This window comes from Luteimonas sp. 8-5, from assembly GCF_029763755.1.
Classification (GTDB): domain Bacteria; phylum Pseudomonadota; class Gammaproteobacteria; order Xanthomonadales; family Xanthomonadaceae; genus Cognatiluteimonas.
In genome coordinates this window covers 1-18,092 of record NZ_JARUVM010000005.1, presented here as the reverse complement: position 1 = coordinate 18,092, position 18,092 = coordinate 1, and the positions used below count along the sequence as shown (strand labels likewise).

Genomic DNA, 18,092 nt, shown 5'->3' with positions numbered 1-18,092 from the left:
CGTCGCACGCCGGGCCAGCCTACCGCAGCACGTTACAATTTGGCATGACCATCCTGGCCGACCCCGACTACACCCTCGACCACAAGTACAGCCGCGAATCCGGACGGATCTACCTGTCCGGCGTGCAGGCCCTGGTGCGCCTGCCGCTGATGCAGAAGCTGCGTGACACCGCCGCCGGGCTGGACACCGCCGGCTTCGTCAGCGGCTACCGCGGTTCGCCGCTGGGCGGCTTCGACCTGGAACTGTGGCGCGCGCGCAAGCACCTGGAAGCGGCCGGGGTGAAGTTCACCCCCGGGCTCAACGAGGACCTGGGCGCGACCATGGTCTGGGGCACCCAGCAGGTCGGCCTGGTCCCGGGCGCGAAGCATGACGGCGTGTTCGGCATGTGGTACGGCAAGGGGCCGGGCGTGGACCGCTGCGGCGACGTGTTCAAGCACGCCAACGCCGCCGGCACCGCCAGGCATGGCGGCGTGCTGGCGCTGGCCGCCGACGACCATGCGTGCCGCTCCTCGACCCTGCCGCACGGCTCCGAAGGCGAATTCGTGTCCGCGCTGATGCCGGTGCTCAATCCGGCCGGCGTGCAGGACATCCTGGAGATGGGCCTGCTGGGCTGGGCGATGTCGCGTTATACCGGCCGCTGGGTCGGCTTCAAGACCATCGCCGAGACCGTCGAGTCGTCGGCCTCGGTGGACGTGAATCCGTTCGCGCTGCGCATCGCCATCCCCGACGATTTCGAAGTGCCCCCGGGCGGGCTCAACATCCGCTGGCCGGATCCGCCGCTGGACCAGGAAATGCGCCTGCACATGTATGCGGTCAAGGCGGCGCAGGCGTTTGCACGCGCCAACCGCATCGACCGCATCGCGATCGATTCGCCCGACGCGCGGCTGGGCATCGTTACCACCGGCAAGAGCTACCTCGACGTGCTGCAGGCACTCGAGTACCTCGGCCTGGACGAAGCGGCGTGCCGCGACATCGGCATCCGCGTGTACAAGGTCGGCATGACCTGGCCGCTGGAGCCGGTCGGCATCCGCGCGTTCGCGCGCGGCCTGCAGGACATCCTGGTAGTCGAGGAGAAGCAGTCCTTCATCGAAAGCCAGATGAAGGAGCTGTTCTACAACTTCGAAGGCGAGCGTCCTTCGATCGTCGGCAAGTACGACGAATCCGGCGAATGGATCCTGCCGTCGACCAACGAGCTGACGCCGGCGCGCATCGCCGGCGTGATCGCGCGCCGCATCCAGAGATTCCACCAGTCCGCGCGGATGCAGCAGGTGCTGCAGTGGATGGACGCCAAGGAGGGCGAGCTCGCCCTGCCGCGCGCCAACTTCCCGCGCGTTCCGCACTACTGTTCGGGCTGCCCGCACAACACCTCGACCCAGGTGCCGGGGGGTTCGCGCGCGCTGGCCGGCATCGGCTGCCATTACATGGTCACGTGGATGGACCGCAGCACCGACACCTTCACCCACATGGGCGGAGAAGGCGTCACCTGGTCCGGGCAGGCGCCGTTCACCGACACGCCGCACGTATTCCAGAACCTGGGCGACGGCACCTATTTCCATTCCGGCACCCTGGCGATCCGGCAGTCCGTCGCCAGCGGCGTCAACATCACCTACAAGATCCTCTACAACGACGCGGTCGCGATGACCGGCGGGCAGCCGGTCGACGGCCAGCTCAGCGTGCCGCAGATCGCGCACCAGGTGCGCGCCGAAGGCGTGCAGGCGATCGTGGTGTTGAGCGACGACATCGAAAAGTGGTCGGATCGGTCGATCTTCCCTGAAGGGGTCGAGTTCCTGGACCGACGCGAACTCGACGCCACCCAGAAGCGGCTGCGCGAAGTGAAGGGGGTCAGCGTCCTCATTTACGACCAGACCTGCGCCACGGAGAAGCGCCGCCGGCGCAAGCGCGGCAAGATGGTCGACCCGGCCAAGCGCGTGTTCGTCAACTCGCTGGTGTGCGAAGGCTGCGGCGACTGCGGCAGGAAGTCGTTCTGCGTGAGCGTGCTGCCGAAGGAAACCGAGTTCGGGCGCAAGCGCGAGATCGACCAGTCCAACTGCAACAAGGACTATAGCTGCGTCGAGGGCTTCTGCCCCAGCTTCGTCACCGTGCACGGTGGCAAGCCGCGCAAGGGACAGGCCGCGGGCGGTGCTGCGACGGCGGCCTCGCGCCTGGCCGACTTGCCCATGCCATCGATCGCGACCGATCTTTCGCGACCCTGGAACATCCTGATCACCGGCGTCGGCGGCACCGGCGTGGTCACCATCGGCGCGCTGCTGGGCATGGCCGGGCACCTGGAAGGCAAGGGGGCGACCGTGCTCGACCAGACCGGCCTGGCGCAGAAGGGCGGCGCGGTCACCACCCACATCCGCATTGCGCGCACACCGTCGCAGATCCATGCCGTGCGCATCGCCGCCGGCGAGGCCGACCTGGTGCTGGGCTGCGACATGGTCGTGGTCAACGATTACTGGGCGCTGTCGAAGATCCGCAGCGGACGCACCCGGGTAGTGCTCAACACCTACCAGGCGATGCCGGGCACCTTCACTACGCGTCCGGACATGCAGTTCCCGGCCAGCGACATCGTCGCGGCAGTGCGCACGGCGCTCGACGGCGCCGAGCCGGCGCAGGTGGACGCGACCCGGATCGCGACCGCGCTGATGGGCGACGCGATCGGTGCCAACCTGTTCATGCTCGGCTACGCCTGGCAGCGCGGCCTGGTGCCGCTGTCCTTCGATTCGCTGATGCGCGCGGTCGAACTCAACGGCGCCGCGGTGGAAATGAACAAGACCGCGTTCGCCTGGGGCCGCCTGGCCGCCATCGACCTACCGGCGGTGCTGGAGGCGGCCGGCATCGGCATGCTCGAAGGCGGCAGCAACATTCCCACGCTGGCCGACGCCACCGCCAATGCGCTGCCACTGCTGGCGCCGCGTCCGTCCGAGGGCCGCGAGTCCGGCATCGGCGACGCCCAACTCGCCACCCGCGACGAAGACGCGCTGCGCCACGTACCGGCCGCGGCGACCGGCGAGGCCGCGTTCTCGCCGCTGGACGACACGCGCCTGTCGCGCTCGCTGGACGAAGTGGTCTCCCGCCGCGCCGCGTTCCTGCGCGATTACCAGAACGCGCGCTACGCCCGCCGCTACACCGACTTCGTCGCCCGCGTGCGCGCCGCCGAGCAGGCACGCGCGCCCGGCAGCACCGACCTCACCGAGGCGGCGGCGCGCTACCTGTTCAAGCTCATGGCGTACAAGGACGAGTACGAAGTGGCGCGCCTGTACACCAGCGGCGAGTTCCGCAAGCGCCTGGAGCAGCAGTTCGAAGGCGACTTCAAGCTGCACTTCCACCTCGCGCCGCCGCTGCTGGCGAAGAAGGACGCCGAAGGCCGACTGCTCAAGCGCGAGTACGGACCGTGGGTGTTCACCGCGTTCCGGGTGCTGGCGAAGCTGCGCGGGCTGCGCGGCACGCCGCTGGACGTGTTCGGCCATACCGCCGAACGCCGCGGCGAGCGCGCGCTGATCGCGGCGTACGAGCGCACCGTCGACGGCCTGCTCGAGTCGCTGTCGCCCGCGAACGTCGCGCTGGCGGCCAGCATCGCCGCGGTGCCCGAGCACATCCGCGGCTACGGCCACGTCAAGCACGCGCACCTGGAACAGGCCCGGGCGCGCGAGGCGGCGCTGCTGCGCGAGTGGGCTACTTGCGTGGGGTGAAGATCGCCGTCAGGCGGTCCGGAACGCCTTCGATGCGTTCCAGGTGCGGGTAGCGCAGGCCGCCGTGGTAGTCGATGTCGACCGTGCGATAGCGGTCGAACTCCTTCACCAGCAGGCGGATCGGGGCCTTGCCGTCCTTCGCGGCCTTGACCGCGTCCTCGAGCACGGTCTTGTCGTAGGCTTGGTCGTTCACCGCGACGATGGTGGCGCCGGTGCCCAGGCCAGCATTGAACGCCGGACTGTCCCAGCGCACGTCGCTGACGCCGCCGTCCTTGCCCAGCGAAAGGCCGAGCGAGTACACGAAGTCGCCGCCGCTGCCGCCCCAGGACTTGGCCAGCGCGCTCGGTTCGTCCTTGTAGACCAGCTTCCAGCCGGCGGCCTCGATGCCGCCGGTCAGCGGCACCTTGCCGTCGAGGCGCTCGCGCAGGAATGTCGCCCAGTCGTGCGCCATCACGCCATCGAGCGTCGCGACCACGTCCTCGAAAGTGTAGGTGTTCTGGACCTTCCACTCGCCGTCGTTGACGCCGAAGAAAGCCCTGGCGAAATCGTCCAGCGACTTGCGGTTCTTCGTGCCGTTGCGGATCAGGGCATCGGCCTCCAGCCAGATCAGCTGGCCGGCGCGGTAGTAGTCCTCGCTCATCTGGTAGTTGCGGTACGCGCGGGGCGCACGCGCGGCGATGATCGGGTCGTTGGTGGTGTCCTGCACGTTGCGCCAGCCCAGCCCCGGGCGGTTGTCGGCATAGGTCGCCACCACCATCGCCAGCGCATCGCGCGAGGCTTCCATCGGGCGCATGCCGCTGCGCGCGGCCAGCACGTTGCCCCAGTACTGGGTCTGGCCCTCGTACACCCACAGCAGGCTGTCCTGCATCGGCACGTTGTAGTTCGGCGTCCACAGGTCGGCGCCGCGGCGGTACTTCCCGTTCCAGGAGTGGGTGTACTCGTGCGGCAGCAGGTCGCTGAAGCCGGCCTTCTCCTTCCAGTCGGTGAAGTAGCCCGGGTCCTCGCCGTTCTCGCTCGAGCGCTGGTGCTCCAGGCCGATGCCGCTCATCTGGTCGGAGAGCGCGAACAGGAACTGGTAGTGGTCGTAGTGCTGCGCGCCGTACAGCTTCAGCGCCTGCTCGACCATCGCCGCATGCTGCTTCACCTGCTCGGGCTTCGCCTCCAGGTACTTGGCGGCGTCCGCCACCACGCCCAGGCGCACCGGCACCTTGTTGCCCTTGGGCGTCAGGTCGATCTGCTTCGCGTAGCGGCCGGCGAACACCGGCGAGTCGGCGAGGATGTCCAGTGGCACGTTTTCGTAGTCGATGGTGCTGCCGTTGCTGCTGTCCACGTGCAGCGCGGTGAACGCGGTCCAGCCTTCGGGATAGGTGACGATCGGATCGAAGGTGATCTGGCTGGCGTAGTGGCCTGCCGGATACAGCACGGTGGAGATGAACTGCAGGTTGAGCATGTTCGGCGTCATCACCACCCGGCCCTGCGAGCGGTCGGTCGGCGAAAGGAAGTCGAACTCGGCGGTAATCTCGGTCACGCCTTCGGGCACGGTGACGTGGAAGGCGGCGACCTCGATGGTGTCGCGCTTCCACTCCAGCTTCCGGCCGTTGGCGGTGAAGGTGATGCCGGCGATCTTGTCGATCGCGCCGCGCGGCGTGTGTCCGCCCGGGATCCACATCGGATACAGCAGGGTCAGGTCTCCTGCCTGCACCGGGATGGTCTGCTTCACGTGGAAGATGCGCTGGGCCAGGTTGGTCGCGTCCACCTCCAGCTTGATGGTGCCTGGCGAATACGGCACGTCGCGCGGTGCCGGGACTTCGGCGTACAGGCTGCCGGCGATGGCCAGCGAGAGGGCGGCAAGGATCAGGCGACGCGACATGGCAACTCCCCGGTGCGGATGGCAACCGCTCCATCCTAGCGGTCGCTTGCCGCCGTGCCCCTGCCATAAGGCACAGGCTCCGTGACCGTGCCTACAGTTGTGATTCGATCGGCAGCCAGCCCAGCGCGTGTGCCACGGCACGGCGGAACACGCCCGCGTCCGGCTCGCTGTCGAGCACGACCGGGCGTTGCCCGGCGCGGTCGAGCCAGCGCACTTCGCCTTCGCGGCCGAGGAACACCCAGTAGCTGTATTCAGGCGCGGACAGGCGCAGGTACTCGGCGCGCACGCCGGCGGCCAGCGCCGGGTCGTCGAACACCACGCCCATCTCGGTGTTGAGCGTGGCCGAGCGTGGATCCAGGTTGAACGAGCCGACGAAGCCGCGCGCGTCGTCGACCACGAACGCCTTGGTGTGCAGGCTCGCGCCGCTGCTGCCCAACGGACCGGCGCTTTCCGGGCGGCCGCGCGCCCGGATCTCGTGCAGGCGCACGCCGTTGCGCAGCAGCGCCGGGCGGTAGCGGGCATAGCCGCTGTGCACTGCGGGCACGTCGTTGGCCGCCAGCGAGTTGGTGATGACGCCGACCTCGACGCCGTCGCGCGCAAGCGCCGACAGGCCTTCGGTGCCGGTTTCGCCGGGCACGAAGTACGGCGAGACCAGCAACGCCTTGGTGCGGGCGCCGCGCAGCATGTCGAGCAGCGACGTCACCAGCCAGTCGTCGCGCGCATCGTCGCTGCGCTTGTCCGGCGGGTCGGAAACGACCTGCAGGCGATCGGTCCATACCGGCCGCAACTGCTGCTGGAGGTAGTCGCGCACGCTGGGCGAGGCCGCCACCCGTTCCAGGTAGGGTTGCGCCCGGGCCTGCAGCGATTCGTCGTCGAAGCCGGCGATCGTGCCGCGCAGGGTTTCGGCCGAGGACTGGTGCAGCGCCGCCAGCGGGACCACCGCGCTGCTGTTCCAGAACCGGTCGAAGATCGCGCTGGCCTGCTCCACCGCCGGCCCGAACAGCAACAGGTCGAGGTCGCGGAAGTTGACCGTGCCGGCCGCGGCGAAGTACTCCTCGCCGATGTTGCGCCCGCCGATGATCGCAACGCGCCCGTCGGTGATCCAGGCCTTGTTGTGCATGCGGTGGTTGACGCTGAACACGCGTTGCACCAGTTCCAGCCCGCGCTCGATGCCGCTGCGGTTGCGAAACGGGTTGTACAGGCGCAGCTCGATGTTTGGATGGGCGTCCAGCGCCATCCATTGCGGGTCGCGGCCCGCGGCGTTCATGTCGTCGAGCAGGATGCGCACGCGCACGCCGCGTTCTGCCGCCGCGTGCACTTCGCGCACGAGCAGGTGTCCGGTGAGGTCGTCGTGCCAGATGTAGTACTGCAGGTCGAGGCTGCGCCCGGCCTTCTGCGCGGTCATCGCGCGCGCGGCATAGGCGTCCAGGCCGTCGGGCAGCAGCAGCGCACCGGTCTTGCCGGGGTTGGCGGCCAGCAACGGCGCCAGTTCGCGGTCGATTTCCGTCTGCGTGGCCTGCAGCGGCAACGCATGGCCCGGCGCGCCCGTCGCCTTCGGCGCGAGCCGTTCGTTGAGCAGCAGGCCGCTGCCGACCAGGGCCACGAGCGTGAGCACGGTGCCGGCGGCAACCGCCAGCAGTCGCCTGGCCGGCGTCGGTGCCGGAGGCGGCGCGGATGGATGGACTCCCATCCGCGAAGCATGCCTCAATCGCGCTGCAAGCTCACCGCGCTGCCGCCCACGCGCACGCCTTGCCGCAGGTCTTCGGGCACGGCGACGTGGAGCAGGCTCGGCCGGCCCATGTCCTCGCCTTGGCGGATGGTGAAGCTGCGGCTCGCAGGCAGCGCGCCCTGCCCGGCCAGATAGGCGCCGAACGCGGCCGCGGCGGCGCCGGTCGCGGGATCCTCGACCACGCCGCCGGTAGGGAAGGGATTGCGGGCATGGAAGCTTTCCGGGCCTTCGCGCCAGACCAGGGCCACGGTGATCCAGCCGCGCGCGACGAGGATGTCGCGCAACGCGTTGAAGTCGTAGTCCAGCTGCGCCAGCCGTGCGCGCGTGGCCACGGCGATAACCGCATGCGACGCACCGGCGTAGGCCACTGCCGGCGGGAGTGCCGGGTCCAGGTCTTCGCGACGCCAGCGCAGCGCGGCCAGGAGTGCGCCGAGGTCGCCATCGTCCAGCGGCGTAACCCGGGGTTCGACGCTGCTCAGCGTCGCGATGTTCGCGGCGTCGACGGCGACGCACACCGGGCCCGCCCGGGTGTGCAGCAGGCGTTCGCCGGGGCCGTGGCGCTCGGCGTGCGCCACCGCGGTGGCGATGGTGGCGTGGCCGCAGAAGCTCACTTCCGTCAGCGGGCTGTAGTAGCGGATGTCGAACGTGCCGGGTTCGTCGCGCGGCATCAGGAATGCGGTTTCGGAATAGCCGAGTGTCGCGGCGATGTCCTGCATCGCGGCTTCGTCCATGCCGCGCGCGTCCAGTACCACGCCGGCCGGATTGCCACCGCGGCCGTCGGCGGTGAACGCGCTGTAGTGCAGGATGCCGGAGTGCGGGATGTCGGTCATTGCGCCACCACCGGTTGCAACGGTACCACCAGGCGGCGCAGGAAGAACTGGGTCGGGATGCCCACGCCGAGCGCGAACACCACGGTGCCGATGCCGAACACGCCACCCAGCGCGATGCCGGCGACCAGCACGCTGACCTCGATCCCGGTGCGCACAAGCCGGATCGACCAGCCGGTGCGCCGCGCCAGGCCGGTCATCAACCCGTCGCGCGGGCCCGGCCCGAGCTGCGCGCCGATGTACAGGCCGGTGGCGAATGCGCACACCAGCACGCCGGCGAGCATGAAGGCCACGCGTAGCAGCAGGTGGTCCGGCGTCGACAGCAGCGCCAGGTTGAGGTCGGCGAAGGGACCGATGAGCAGGGTGTTGGCCACGGTGCCCAGGCCCGGCATCTGCCGCAGCGGGATCCAGGCCAGCAGCACCGCCACCGAGGCCAGGATCATCACCGTGCCGAAGCTCAACGGCAGGTGCAGCGCGACGCCCTGGTGGAACACGTCCCAGGGCGAAGCGCCGATCGCGCCGCGGATCATCAGCGCCACCGACAGGCCGTACAGCCACAGGCCGATGCCGAGCCTGAGCAGGCGTTCGGGCATGCGCCCGGCACGCAGCTGGGCCAGCGGGCCGAGGTTGGCCAGGGCGGTGGAGGCAGGGGGAGGAGCCATGCGGCGCATCGTGCCCAAAAGTGGCTATATCGAGTATAGCCATTTGTGCGATAGTGGCTCCATGCAACGCGCCCTTGCCCCTGCCCGCCTGGCCGCCCTGGTCGGCCCCTTCGACCGTTCGCCGGCCTGGCTCGGCCTGCAACGCGCCTTGCAGGAACTGATCGGCGACGGCCGCATCCCCGTCGGCACCCGGCTGCCCAGCGAGCGCGCGGTCACCTCGGCGCTGGGCGTATCGCGCAGCACCGTATCGCGGGCCTACGCCGAACTGATCGATGCCGGTTTCGCTACCGCGCGCCAGGGATCGGGCACCTACGCCGCGGTGCCGGTCGAGCGCCGCCGCGCGCACGACCACGTGCTGCACGCCGGCGGCATGGATGCCGCGCCGGAAGGCAGCATCGACCTGAATTGCGCGTCGGGCTCGGCGACGCCGGGCGTGGCGGCCGCCTACGATCGCGCCCTCGCCGCCTTGCCCAGCTACCTGTGCGGCAGCGGCTACCTGCCATCGGGCCTGCCGGAGCTGCAGGCGGTCATCGCGGACTGGTATGCGCAACGTGGATTGCCGACCACGCCGGGTCAGATCATCGTCACCTCGGGCGCGCTGTCGGCGATCGCCATCGTCGCGCGCGCACTGTCGCGCCCCGGCGACCGGGTGATGATCGAAACGCCGGTCTACGCCAACGCGATCGAGGCCTTGCGGCTGGGCGGCGGGCAACTGGTGCCTTCGCCGCTGGCCGATCCGCTCGGCGAATCGGGCTGGGACCTCGACGAGATCGAAACCACGCTGCGCCAGGCCTCGCCGCGGCTGGCTTACCTGATTCCGGATTTCCAGAACCCCACCGGCTTCCTGATGGACGATGCGATGCGCGCACGCTACGCGCACGCCTTGCGCGCGGCCGGCACGACGGCGGTCGTCGACGAAACCCTGCAGCCGACCTCGTTGCTGGATGCGCCGATGCCGGCGCCGTTCGCCGCGCATGCCCGCGACGCGATCAGCATCGGCAGCGCATCGAAGATGTACTGGGGTGGCGTGCGCCTGGGCTGGATTCGCGCGCCGCTCGACCTGGTCGCCAATCTGGTAGCCACGCGCGTGCAGTTGGACCTCGGCAGTTCGCTGTTCGACCAGCTCGTGCTTTCCGAGCTGTTCAAGGCCGGCGACAGCGTCCATGCCATCCGTCGCGAACGCCTGCGCGCGCGCCGTGACGTACTGGTTGCCGCCATGCGCGAACACCTGCCGGACTGGCGCTTCCGCATTCCGCACGGCGGCCTGGCCCTGTGGGTGCAACTGCCGCACGGCAGCGCCACGGCGATGGCCGCATCGATGGAACGCCACGGCGTGTTCCTGGCACCCGGGCCGGTGTTCAGCGTCGAGGGCGGCTTCGACGGCTGGCTGCGGATTCCCTACTCGCGCAACGAAGAGGAACTGGTGGAGGCCGTGCGGCGCATCGCCGCTGCCTGGCCGGCCAACCGCGGCGACGCCGGTCGCCGCGCCGTGCGCCCGTCGGCGCCCGGCCTGATGATCGCCTGAGCGGCATTGACGCACGCCACACGCCGGCGCGCCGATGCTGCACACTCCCGCCATCCGTCCAGGAGTGCCGCCATGGCCATGCGACTTCCCGCCATCCTGCTGATCGCGTTGCCGCTCGCGGCCTGCGCCACCATGCCGCCGCCGGGGCCGCCGCCGCTGGCGGAGTCCTGCAATGCCGAAGCCGCGAGCTGGGCGATGGGCCACGCCGTGAGCGACGACATCGTCGAGCGCATCCGGGTCGAGACCGGCAGCCAGTCGGTGCGCGTGATCCGCCCGGGCCAGCCGGTGACCATGGACTATCGCGGCGACCGCGTGAACATCAAGCTCAACGAACGCGACGCGATCGTGGGCATCAGCTGCGGATAACGGTGCGGCTTCAGGCCGGCGTCGAAGGGGAGGAGCGATGCGTCGAGGTGTGATCGTGCTGGCACTGCTGGCGATGGCGCTCGCCTGGGCCGTTGCCGATCGCGGCTTCCGCCGCTCCCACGACTTGCCCGCTTTCCTCCCGCCGGAAGCACACGAGACCCTGCGCCGCATCGAAGCCGGTGGACCTTTCGCCCATCGCCAGGACGGCAGCACCTTCCACAACCGCGAGCGCCTGTTGCCGCCGCAACCGCGCGGCTATTACCGCGAGTACACCGTCGAGACGCCGGGCTCCCCGGACCGGGGTGCACGCCGCATCGTCGCCGGCGGCGATCCGCCGGTCGAATACTTCTACACAGACGACCACTACCGCAGCTTCCGCAGGTTCGATCCGCAATGAACGAATCGGTCGAACTGCGTTCGGTGCTGGCAGACCCGTCCCTGGCCGGCGTGTCCGTGGTCGCGGCCGCCGGCGCCTCGGAGTTCCTCGCCGCGGCGATGGCACTGGACTTCGCCGCCGTCACCGTCAACCTCGCCGGTTGCAGCGAGCGGGACGAAGCGCTCGAGCGCATCGGCGCCGCGCTGAAGTTCCCGTCATGGTTCGGGCGCAACTGGGATGCGCTGGCCGATTGCCTGGCGGACATGTCGTGGTGGCCGGCGGCGGGCTACCTGGTACTGATCGAGCATCCGGACGCCTGGCGCGAGGCGGAGCCGGAATCGTTCGACACCTTGCTGGAGATCATCGAGGAAGCTTCGCAGGCCTGGGCCGAAGCGCAGAAGCCCTTCTGGGCCCTGTTGCCCGAAATGTGACCCCGTGGGAGCGGCGGCAGCCGCGACTCAAGCCCGATCGTCGACGCCCTTCACCCCGGAATGCTTCGCGCAGTGCGCGCAGCAATAGAAGACGCCGTCGCTCTCCACGCCATGGCCGATGATGCGGCAGTTGCAGTGGCTGCAGGTCGGCGCCAGTGCATGGATCGCGCATTCGAACGAATCGTAGGTGCCGGCGCCCAGCGGACCGGAGATGGTGAAAGCCTTGTCGTAATCGTTGCCGCAGACGTCGCAGGTAGCCATGGTCGAGTCCTTGGAGCGGGCGATCAAGTCTGACCGACAAGGTGTAGGAGCGGCGTGAGCCGCGAGCGCGATCGCGGCTTCCGCCGCTCCTACGACGGGGCCCGATGCGCCTTCCGCAGGAACCGCAACGCCGCCGCCTCCCATTGCCGTTCGCCACGGCAACTCGCTGCCGCGCGCTGCACGCGGCCGTCGCGCCAGCCGGCGAACACGACCGGGTCGATGTAGGCCTTGCGGCACACCGTCGGCGTGTTGCCCAGCGCGCTGGCGACCTCGCGCACGATGGCGTTCTCCACGGCGGCCAGCGCGCGCTCGCCCGCCGGTTCGCCTCTCGCCGTGACCGGCAGGCTGGTGCGGGCCAGGCGCTGGAACGCAGCCAGCGTCCCGCCCCATGTGCGGAAGTCCTTCGCACTGAACTCGCTGCCCGTGGTGTCGTGCAGGTAGGCATTGACCTCGCCGGACTCGACCGCGGCCAGCTCGCCGTCGTCGTCGCGATACTGGAACAGCGCCTGCCCCGGAAGTTGCTGGCAACGCCGCAGCAACCGCACCAGGCGCGCGTCGTCCAGGACGATGTCGTGCTCCTGCCCACCCTTGCCGCGGAAGCGGAAACGGGCGCGGCCGCCACGCAGGAACTCGACATGGCGGTTTCGCAGCGTGGTCAGGCCGAAGGAACGGTTGTCGCGTGCGTATTCGGCGTTGCCGACCCGGACCAGGGTCTCGCCCATGACCGCCACCACCATCGCCATCACCTTCTCGCGCGGAAAGCCCGGGCGCGCCAGGTCGGCGCGCAGGCGCCGGCGCAGCTTCGGCAATGCCTGGCCGAACGCGACGATGCGGTCGAACTTGCCCTCGCCGCGCACCTCGCTCCAGCGCGCGTGGTAGCGGTACTGCTTGCGGCCGCGCGCGTCGCGGCCGGTGGCCTGGATGTGGCCGCGCGGATCGGCGCAGATCCACACGCCGGTCCAGGCCGGCGGCACGGCGAGCGCGCGGATGCGTTGCAGCACCGCGGTGTCGGTGACCTTGTGTCCATTCGCATCGACGTAGCCGAAACCGCGGCCGCGGCGCTGGCGCCGGATGCCCGGCGCGGCGTCGCTGACATGGCGCAATCCGGCGTCGGCCGCGGCGGCTGCGGCGGCCGTGTGCTTGTCGGGGCTGGGCGGCATGCGCGGAGCATCGGCGGGCGGGCGTCAACGCCGCGCAACGGTTCACCTGGCGTTCGCGGTGGCGGGGGATGATGCGGCATGCCCGAGGACAAGGTGAAGCTGCGCGCATTTCTGTTCGACGCCGATGCCGGCGATCGCAGGATCGACGAGGACGCGATCGACCTGTCGGCGCTGGGCGACAACCAGCTGTTGTGGATCGACGTGCAGGACGACGACCACGAGGGCAGCGCGCCGGTCCTGGAGCGGCTGTGCGCGCGCCTGGGAATCGATGCGGCCTGCACCGAGTTCCGGCGACTGGGCGGCAAGCCGCGCCTGCAGAACTACGGCGACTGGTTCCTGGTCGAGGTCTCGGCCGTCGAATGCGACGGGCCCCTGGCGTTCAAGGGTCGCGCGCTGGCGCTGGTGTGCGGCCCGAACTTCGTGCTCAGCCTGCACCGCGGGCCGCTGGAGATCCTGGACGAGCTGTACGGGCGCGAGCGCGGCGAGACGCGCATCGGCACCCTGCACGCGCAGAGCTTCACCGTCTCGCTGCTCGACTGGCAGGTCGACAGCTACCTGCACGCGGTCTCGGAGCTGGAGGAGTCGGTGGACCGGCTCGAGGTGGCGATCCTCGGCCGCAAGCGCTACCCCGAGTGCCTGGCGGAACTTGCGCGGATGCGGCGCGGTGCTTCGCGCCTGCGGCGCATGCTCGCCCCGCACCGCCATGTGTTCGGTGCGCTGGCGCGACCGGATTTCCGCCCCGGCGACGACGACGACAGCGCCGAGCGCCGGTTCGCGGCCCTGGAGCAGCGCTTCGAGCGCGCGATGGACGCGGTGGAAGTCGGGCGCGAACTGGTCGTCGGCAGCTTCGAGCTCTACACCAGCCGCAGCGCGCAGCGTACCAACGACACCATGCGCGTGCTCACCTTCGTCACCGTGCTGCTGGGCACGCTGGCGGTGGTGGCCGGCGCACTGGGCATGAACTTCAAGGCGCCGCTGTTCGAATCGGGCGCCGTGGGCTTCTGGGGCTCGCTGGTGGCGATGGGCGTGTTCGCCGTCGTCGCCCTGGTCGTCGCCCACTTCAAGAAATGGATGTAGGAGCGGCGGAAGCCGCGACCTCAGTCCTCGTCGCCGTCCCCGCCAGTGAAGTCCACCGGCGCGTCCTTCCCGCCCAGTTCCCAGTTCGCCGACTGCTCGCGCTTGCACCACGGCGCCACCAGTTCGCCCGGCTTCTCGCTGTGTGCGCACTGCGGGTTGGCGTCCACGGCGGGGTTGGTATCCCGGTATTCGACGCTGCCGCACGCGGAAAGCAGTGCGGCGGAGGCGATGGCGACGACGGTCAGGGCGATGCGCATGGCGGTTCTCCTGGCGGGGTTTCGCGAGCGTAACGCCAGGCGATGGCGATTGCCGAGCCCAGAAGTAATGCGGCGATCAGGAACGGCGCCCCCGGCAGGTGCACCGGCGTCTTCGGGCCGATGAACCAGCCGAAGCTGCCGGCGAAGATGCCCGGGCCGATGATGCCGGCCATCGACACCAGGCTCATCAGCGCGCCCTGGATGCGGCCCTGCACCTCCGGGCCGACCTGGCGCGTGATCAGCGCCTGCGTCGAAGGCGCGGCCAGGCCCCAGATCGCGCTGATCGGGAGGCCGATCAGGAAGATCCAGCCACTGTCGGCGAAACCGTAGATGCCGAAGCCGAGCATGCCGCAAGCCAGGCCCAGCAGCAGCGCGCGGCGTTCGCCGATCGCGTGCACGATGCGTCCCACCAGCCCGGCCTGCACGATCACGCTGCACACGCCCACCGCGGCCAGCACCCAGCCGACTTCGCGCGGGCCCCACTGGTACTGGTAGTCGGCGAACAGCACGAAGATGCTCGGATAGACGTAGTGCGCCAGGTTGGCGATGAACACCACCGCCGCCAGGCCGAACACCTGCGGATAGCGCTTGAGCAGGACCAGCGAGCCGAGCGGATTGGCATGCGACCAGTCGAACTTCCTGGTGCGCTTCTCCGGCGGCAGCGACTCGGGCAGCACGAACAGGCCGTAGCAGAAGTTGAGCAGCGCCAGGCCAGCGGCGAACCAGAACGGCAGGCGCAGGTGCACGTCGCCCAGCCAGCCGCCCAGCAACGGGCCGACGATGAAGCCCAGGCCGAACGCCGCGCCGATCATGCCGTAGCTTTTGGCGCGCTTCTCCGGCGGGGTGACGTCGGCGACATACGCGTTCGCGGTGGTGAAGCTGGCCGAGGTGATGCCGGAGATGATCCGTCCCACCAGCAGCCAGGGCAGCGTATTGGCCAGGGCCATGAACACGAAGTCCAGGCCCAGCCCGAGGCAAGACAGCAGGATGACCGGGCGCCGGCCGAAGCGGTCCGACAGCGCACCCTGGATCGGCGAGGTCACGAACTGGATGCCGGCGAATACCGTGCCGAATACGCCGACCCAGTAAGCGGCATTGGCGGTGTCGCCGCCGACGAAATCCTCGATCAGGTGCGGCAGCACCGGGATGATCACGCCGAACGCCAGCACGTCGATCAGCACGGTGACGAAAATGAAGGCGAGGGCGGCGCGTCGCACGCGCGGAGTCGTCTGTGCGTTCAAGGGCGTGGCAAGGATTGGTTGCAGGGCGGGCGTCAGTCGCGCATCGCGCGCGCGGCGAGCATGGTCGCATGCTCGCGCACGTCATGGGGCCAGTCGATGACGGCATCCTCGAACCCCGAAAGGTCGCCGGCGAACAGGGCGCGAGCGGCTTCCTCGAACCCGGGGGCGTTGCCGGCGATGGCGTGCATGAAGCGATAGGTCGCTTCCTGTCGCTGGCGGCGCTGGTCGCCGCCGCCGTCGCGGCGCGCGGCCTCGACCAGGCGCCGCAATGCGACCGAGGCGCCGCCGGGCTGCGCGTTGAGCCAGGTCCAGTGCCGGGGGAGCAGCGTGACTTCGCGCGCGACCACTCCGAGCTTCGGGCGGCCGCGGCCGCGTGGCGCCGCTGGCGCTTCGGCCGCCACTTCGGCAGGTTTCGGGGGCGGTGCGGAATCCGGCGTCGCGGCCAGCCGCTGCACCAGGTCGGCCATGGTTCCGCGCAGGTCGATCTCGACCTGGCGCTGCTCGACGTCATCGAAGATCAGGATCGTGGCGTTCGGCTCGGCGTCCAGCGCCTGGCGCGCACTCAGGGCCACGCTGCGCAGCGGGCCGACGGCGACCAGGCGATGGCCGGCAAACGCCGATACCCGGGTGGAAAGCGAATGGGAGGTGTGCATCGGAGCGCGCCCGGGCTGGTGGACGGCCAGATTACTATTTCCCCCGGGTAATATTCAAGACTCAGCGCGGGTTGGCCGGCAGCCGGTTGTGGACCGCGGTCGCGGCGATCGCCGCATGGCCCACGGCGACCGCAATCTGGTTGAGCGCGCTGACCACGTCGCCGATGGCGTAGAGGCCCTCGATGCTGGTCTGCAGGTGGGCGTCGGTATGCAGCGCGCCCTCGCCGTCCACGGCCGCGCCGAGCCCACGCGCCAGGCCCGACTGCGCATCGCTGCCCAGCACCGGATACAGGGTGTCGTACTCGCGCGAGCTGCCGTCCTCGAACGCGACGGTGCAGGATGTAGCGTCGCAGCGCAGTCCGCGCGCCGCCTCCGCGTCGATGGCATCCACCCGGCGCGAAAACGTGCGCAGGAAATCCGCGTGACGCGACGCATCGGCGGCGGGACCGAGCACGCCGATGCGTTCGTCCGTCGCCTCGTAACCGTCGCACACGGCGCACAGGCGCAGCACGCCGGCCTCGACCGCGGCCTCGAGCGCGGCGTCGCCGCCTTCGACCGGTGGCAGGCGGTCGACGATGCCGGTGGCCAGGATCACGGTGGCCGCGTGCCAGGCGCGACCTGCGTCGTCGTGCGCCACGAAGCCGTCGCCACCGCGCTGCAGCGACACGATGCAGCCGCGCACGATGTCGACGCCGAAGGACTCGGCCTGCTCGCGCAGCCGCTGCAGCAGCGCGTCGCCGCTGACACCCAGCGGAAACCCCGGGCAGTTGTGGCTGGTTGGGATCCAGCGCGCGCGGCTGGCACCGGCGTCGACCACCGCGATGCGGCGGCGGAACCGCGCGAGATAGGTAGCGGCAACCAGCCCGGCCGGGCCGGCACCGACGATCAGGCAGTCATGGACATCGGGCATCGGGCCATCAGCCCTTGCGCCCGATGAACTGCAGGAACTCCGAGCGGGTGCGCGCGTCGTCGCGGAAACTGCCGAGCATCTTCGAGGTCACCATGCTCACGCCGCGCTTGTGCACGCCGCGCGTGGTCATGCATTCGTGCGCGCCGTCGACCACCACGCCCACGCCGCGCGGCTGCAGCACGCGCTGGATGCAGTCGGCGATCTGCGCCGTCATCTTCTCCTGCACCTGGAAGCGGCGCGCGTAGGCGTCGACCACCCGCGCCAGCTTGCTGATCCCCACCACCTTGCCGTCGGGCAGGTAACCCACGTGCACGCGGCCGATGATGGGCGCCATGTGGTGCTCGCAGTGCGATTCGAACTCGATGTCGCGCAGCACGATCAACTCGTCGTAGCCGGCGACTTCCTCGAAGGTGCGCGCCAGGTAATCGTCCGGGTCCAGGGCATAGCCGCTGAACCAGTCGCGGTAGGCCTTGGCCACCCGCTTGGGGGTGTCGAGCAGGCCCTCGCGCTGCGGATCCTCGCCGGCCCAGCGCAGCAGCACGCGGACCGCGTCTTCGGCCTGTTCGCGGCTGACGGCATCGGCGGGCTTGGGGGTATCGGTCATCGGGCGCGTCCTTTGCAGGTCAGCGGCCATTGTAGACGGCCGGCCCCATCGCCCCCGCCGCGGGTATGCAAAGCCGCGCCTACGCGCCCTCGTGCCGGGCCTCGGTCAGGCGCCGCCATGCGTGTTCCACCGCTGGCCGCGCCTGCGTCCAGGGCAGCCGCGAGCCGAAGCGTGCGGCGGCTTCCCAGCCGCCCTGCAGCTGCGATTCCACCTGCTCGAAGGTGCTTCCCGGGTTGGAGCGCCAGGCCTCCATGCCGTAGCGGTACGCCGGGGCGTAATCGTGCCAGTCGCGGTCGGCCACGAAGTAGGGGGCGTTCCGGTACATCTGCTGGAAATGCCCGAGGTCGTCGCGCGGATCGTTCTTCTCCGAGGCCCGGTTGCCGGCCACGGCGCCCAGGGCGCCGCCCGCCGCGGCGCCGACGGCGATGCCGGCCGGCCCGGCCCGCAT

17 protein-coding genes and 1 pseudogene are annotated in these 18,092 nt (G+C 70.0%); 6 read left to right on the top strand and 12 right to left on the bottom strand.

Going from position 1 to position 18,092, the window contains the following annotated elements; all coding sequences use genetic code 11:
• Positions 1-44: 44 nt before the first annotated feature.
• Positions 45-3,695 carry an indolepyruvate ferredoxin oxidoreductase family protein gene (locus QAA18_RS01110; RefSeq protein WP_279410360.1) on the top strand — a complete coding sequence of 1,217 codons (3,651 nt, stop codon included), beginning with the start codon at positions 45-47 and terminating at the stop codon, positions 3,693-3,695.
• On the opposite strand, the gene QAA18_RS01105 is transcribed toward QAA18_RS01110, so the two are convergent.
• The 4 genes from QAA18_RS01105 to QAA18_RS01090 form a co-directional block, all read right to left on the bottom strand.
• On the bottom strand, positions 3,679-5,565 hold the full coding sequence (locus QAA18_RS01105) for a hypothetical protein (protein WP_279410359.1): 1,887 nt from the start codon (positions 5,563-5,565) through the stop codon (positions 3,679-3,681). The two genes, QAA18_RS01110 and QAA18_RS01105, sit on opposite strands and share 17 nt — an antisense overlap.
• A 91-nt stretch (positions 5,566-5,656) precedes the next feature.
• Positions 5,657-7,255, bottom strand: a complete 1,599-nt coding sequence (locus QAA18_RS01100; RefSeq protein ID WP_279410357.1) for a phospholipase D family protein — start codon at positions 7,253-7,255, stop codon at positions 5,657-5,659.
• A 14-nt stretch (positions 7,256-7,269) separates the two neighbouring features.
• On the bottom strand, positions 7,270-8,124 hold the full coding sequence (locus QAA18_RS01095) for a PhzF family phenazine biosynthesis protein (protein WP_279410355.1): 855 nt from the start codon (positions 8,122-8,124) through the stop codon (positions 7,270-7,272).
• A complete protein-coding gene (locus QAA18_RS01090) occupies positions 8,121-8,783 on the bottom strand; it encodes a hypothetical protein (RefSeq protein ID WP_279410353.1) in 663 nt (220 codons plus the stop codon). The genes QAA18_RS01095 and QAA18_RS01090 overlap by 4 nt, the downstream gene beginning before the upstream one ends.
• A gap of 61 nt (positions 8,784-8,844) precedes the next feature.
• Here QAA18_RS01090 and QAA18_RS01085 point away from each other — a divergent pair, with 61 nt between their 5' ends.
• The 4 genes from QAA18_RS01085 (at position 8,845) to QAA18_RS01070 (ending at position 11,481) form a co-directional block, all read left to right on the top strand.
• Positions 8,845-10,308 carry a PLP-dependent aminotransferase family protein gene (locus QAA18_RS01085; RefSeq protein ID WP_279410351.1) on the top strand — a complete coding sequence of 488 codons (1,464 nt, stop codon included), beginning with the start codon at positions 8,845-8,847 and terminating at the stop codon, positions 10,306-10,308.
• Between the two features lie 72 nt (positions 10,309-10,380).
• Positions 10,381-10,674, top strand: a complete 294-nt coding sequence (locus tag QAA18_RS01080) for an I78 family peptidase inhibitor (protein WP_279410350.1) — start codon at positions 10,381-10,383, stop codon at positions 10,672-10,674.
• A gap of 73 nt (positions 10,675-10,747) precedes the next feature.
• Complete coding sequence (locus QAA18_RS01075) at positions 10,748-11,071, top strand: ribonuclease domain-containing protein (protein WP_279410398.1); 324 nt, start codon at positions 10,748-10,750, stop codon at positions 11,069-11,071.
• Complete coding sequence (locus tag QAA18_RS01070; RefSeq protein ID WP_279410348.1) at positions 11,068-11,481, top strand: barstar family protein; 414 nt, start codon at positions 11,068-11,070, stop codon at positions 11,479-11,481. The genes QAA18_RS01075 and QAA18_RS01070 overlap by 4 nt, the downstream gene beginning before the upstream one ends.
• Positions 11,482-11,508: 27 nt before the next feature.
• On the opposite strand, the gene QAA18_RS01065 is transcribed toward QAA18_RS01070, so the two are convergent.
• Both QAA18_RS01065 and QAA18_RS01060 read right to left on the bottom strand, forming a co-directional pair.
• On the bottom strand, positions 11,509-11,742 hold the full coding sequence (locus QAA18_RS01065; protein ID WP_279410346.1) for a hypothetical protein: 234 nt from the start codon (positions 11,740-11,742) through the stop codon (positions 11,509-11,511).
• An 89-nt stretch (positions 11,743-11,831) separates the two neighbouring features.
• Positions 11,832-12,902, bottom strand: a complete 1,071-nt coding sequence (locus tag QAA18_RS01060; RefSeq protein ID WP_343226728.1) for a DNA topoisomerase IB — start codon at positions 12,900-12,902, stop codon at positions 11,832-11,834.
• A gap of 78 nt (positions 12,903-12,980) precedes the next feature.
• On the opposite strand from QAA18_RS01060, the gene QAA18_RS01055 reads away from it, so the two are divergent.
• Positions 12,981-13,979 (top strand): CorA family divalent cation transporter, encoded by a 999-nt coding sequence (locus QAA18_RS01055; RefSeq protein ID WP_279410344.1) that lies wholly within the window; start codon positions 12,981-12,983, stop codon positions 13,977-13,979.
• A gap of 20 nt (positions 13,980-13,999) precedes the next feature.
• Here QAA18_RS01055 and QAA18_RS01050 read toward each other — a convergent pair whose 3' ends face one another.
• From QAA18_RS01050 to QAA18_RS01025, 6 genes and pseudogenes are all read right to left on the bottom strand, one after another.
• Positions 14,000-14,236 (bottom strand): hypothetical protein, encoded by a 237-nt coding sequence (locus tag QAA18_RS01050; RefSeq protein ID WP_279410342.1) that lies wholly within the window; start codon positions 14,234-14,236, stop codon positions 14,000-14,002.
• Complete coding sequence (locus QAA18_RS01045) at positions 14,221-15,477, bottom strand: TCR/Tet family MFS transporter (RefSeq protein ID WP_279410340.1); 1,257 nt, start codon at positions 15,475-15,477, stop codon at positions 14,221-14,223. The genes QAA18_RS01050 and QAA18_RS01045 overlap by 16 nt, the downstream gene beginning before the upstream one ends.
• A gap of 32 nt (positions 15,478-15,509) precedes the next feature.
• The gene (locus QAA18_RS01040) at positions 15,510-16,130 is read right to left on the bottom strand and encodes a DUF2239 family protein (protein ID WP_279410339.1); all 621 of its coding nucleotides are present in this window, start codon (positions 16,128-16,130) and stop codon (positions 15,510-15,512) included.
• 61 nt (positions 16,131-16,191) lie between these two features.
• Complete coding sequence (locus QAA18_RS01035; RefSeq protein WP_279410338.1) at positions 16,192-17,040, bottom strand: NAD(P)/FAD-dependent oxidoreductase; 849 nt, start codon at positions 17,038-17,040, stop codon at positions 16,192-16,194.
• 7 nt (positions 17,041-17,047) lie between these two features.
• On the bottom strand, positions 17,048-17,644 hold the full coding sequence (gene folE / locus QAA18_RS01030; RefSeq protein WP_279410337.1) for a GTP cyclohydrolase I FolE: 597 nt from the start codon (positions 17,642-17,644) through the stop codon (positions 17,048-17,050).
• 79 nt (positions 17,645-17,723) lie between these two features.
• Positions 17,724-18,092, bottom strand: a pseudogene (locus QAA18_RS01025) (hypothetical protein); the annotation flags it as partial.

What these genes read in the sequence shown, in the direction of transcription:
- QAA18_RS01110 (WP_279410360.1), top strand. Translation starts at nt 45, where the DNA reads ATGACCATCCTGGCCGACCCCGACTACACCCTCGACCACAAGTACAGC.
- QAA18_RS01105 (WP_279410359.1), bottom strand. Translation starts at nt 5,565, where the DNA reads ATGTCGCGTCGCCTGATCCTTGCCGCCCTCTCGCTGGCCATCGCCGGC.
- QAA18_RS01100 (WP_279410357.1), bottom strand. Translation starts at nt 7,255, where the DNA reads ATGGGAGTCCATCCATCCGCGCCGCCTCCGGCACCGACGCCGGCCAGG.
- QAA18_RS01095 (WP_279410355.1), bottom strand. Translation starts at nt 8,124, where the DNA reads ATGACCGACATCCCGCACTCCGGCATCCTGCACTACAGCGCGTTCACC.
- QAA18_RS01090 (WP_279410353.1), bottom strand. Translation starts at nt 8,783, where the DNA reads ATGGCTCCTCCCCCTGCCTCCACCGCCCTGGCCAACCTCGGCCCGCTG.
- QAA18_RS01085 (WP_279410351.1), top strand. Translation starts at nt 8,845, where the DNA reads ATGCAACGCGCCCTTGCCCCTGCCCGCCTGGCCGCCCTGGTCGGCCCC.
- QAA18_RS01080 (WP_279410350.1), top strand. Translation starts at nt 10,381, where the DNA reads ATGGCCATGCGACTTCCCGCCATCCTGCTGATCGCGTTGCCGCTCGCG.
- QAA18_RS01075 (WP_279410398.1), top strand. Translation starts at nt 10,748, where the DNA reads ATGGCGCTCGCCTGGGCCGTTGCCGATCGCGGCTTCCGCCGCTCCCAC.
- QAA18_RS01070 (WP_279410348.1), top strand. Translation starts at nt 11,068, where the DNA reads ATGAACGAATCGGTCGAACTGCGTTCGGTGCTGGCAGACCCGTCCCTG.
- QAA18_RS01065 (WP_279410346.1), bottom strand. Translation starts at nt 11,742, where the DNA reads ATGGCTACCTGCGACGTCTGCGGCAACGATTACGACAAGGCTTTCACC.
- QAA18_RS01060 (WP_343226728.1), bottom strand. Translation starts at nt 12,902, where the DNA reads ATGCCGCCCAGCCCCGACAAGCACACGGCCGCCGCAGCCGCCGCGGCC.
- QAA18_RS01055 (WP_279410344.1), top strand. Translation starts at nt 12,981, where the DNA reads ATGCCCGAGGACAAGGTGAAGCTGCGCGCATTTCTGTTCGACGCCGAT.
- QAA18_RS01050 (WP_279410342.1), bottom strand. Translation starts at nt 14,236, where the DNA reads ATGCGCATCGCCCTGACCGTCGTCGCCATCGCCTCCGCCGCACTGCTT.
- QAA18_RS01040 (WP_279410339.1), bottom strand. Translation starts at nt 16,130, where the DNA reads ATGCACACCTCCCATTCGCTTTCCACCCGGGTATCGGCGTTTGCCGGC.
- QAA18_RS01035 (WP_279410338.1), bottom strand. Translation starts at nt 17,040, where the DNA reads ATGCCCGATGTCCATGACTGCCTGATCGTCGGTGCCGGCCCGGCCGGG.
- folE (WP_279410337.1), bottom strand. Translation starts at nt 17,644, where the DNA reads ATGACCGATACCCCCAAGCCCGCCGATGCCGTCAGCCGCGAACAGGCC.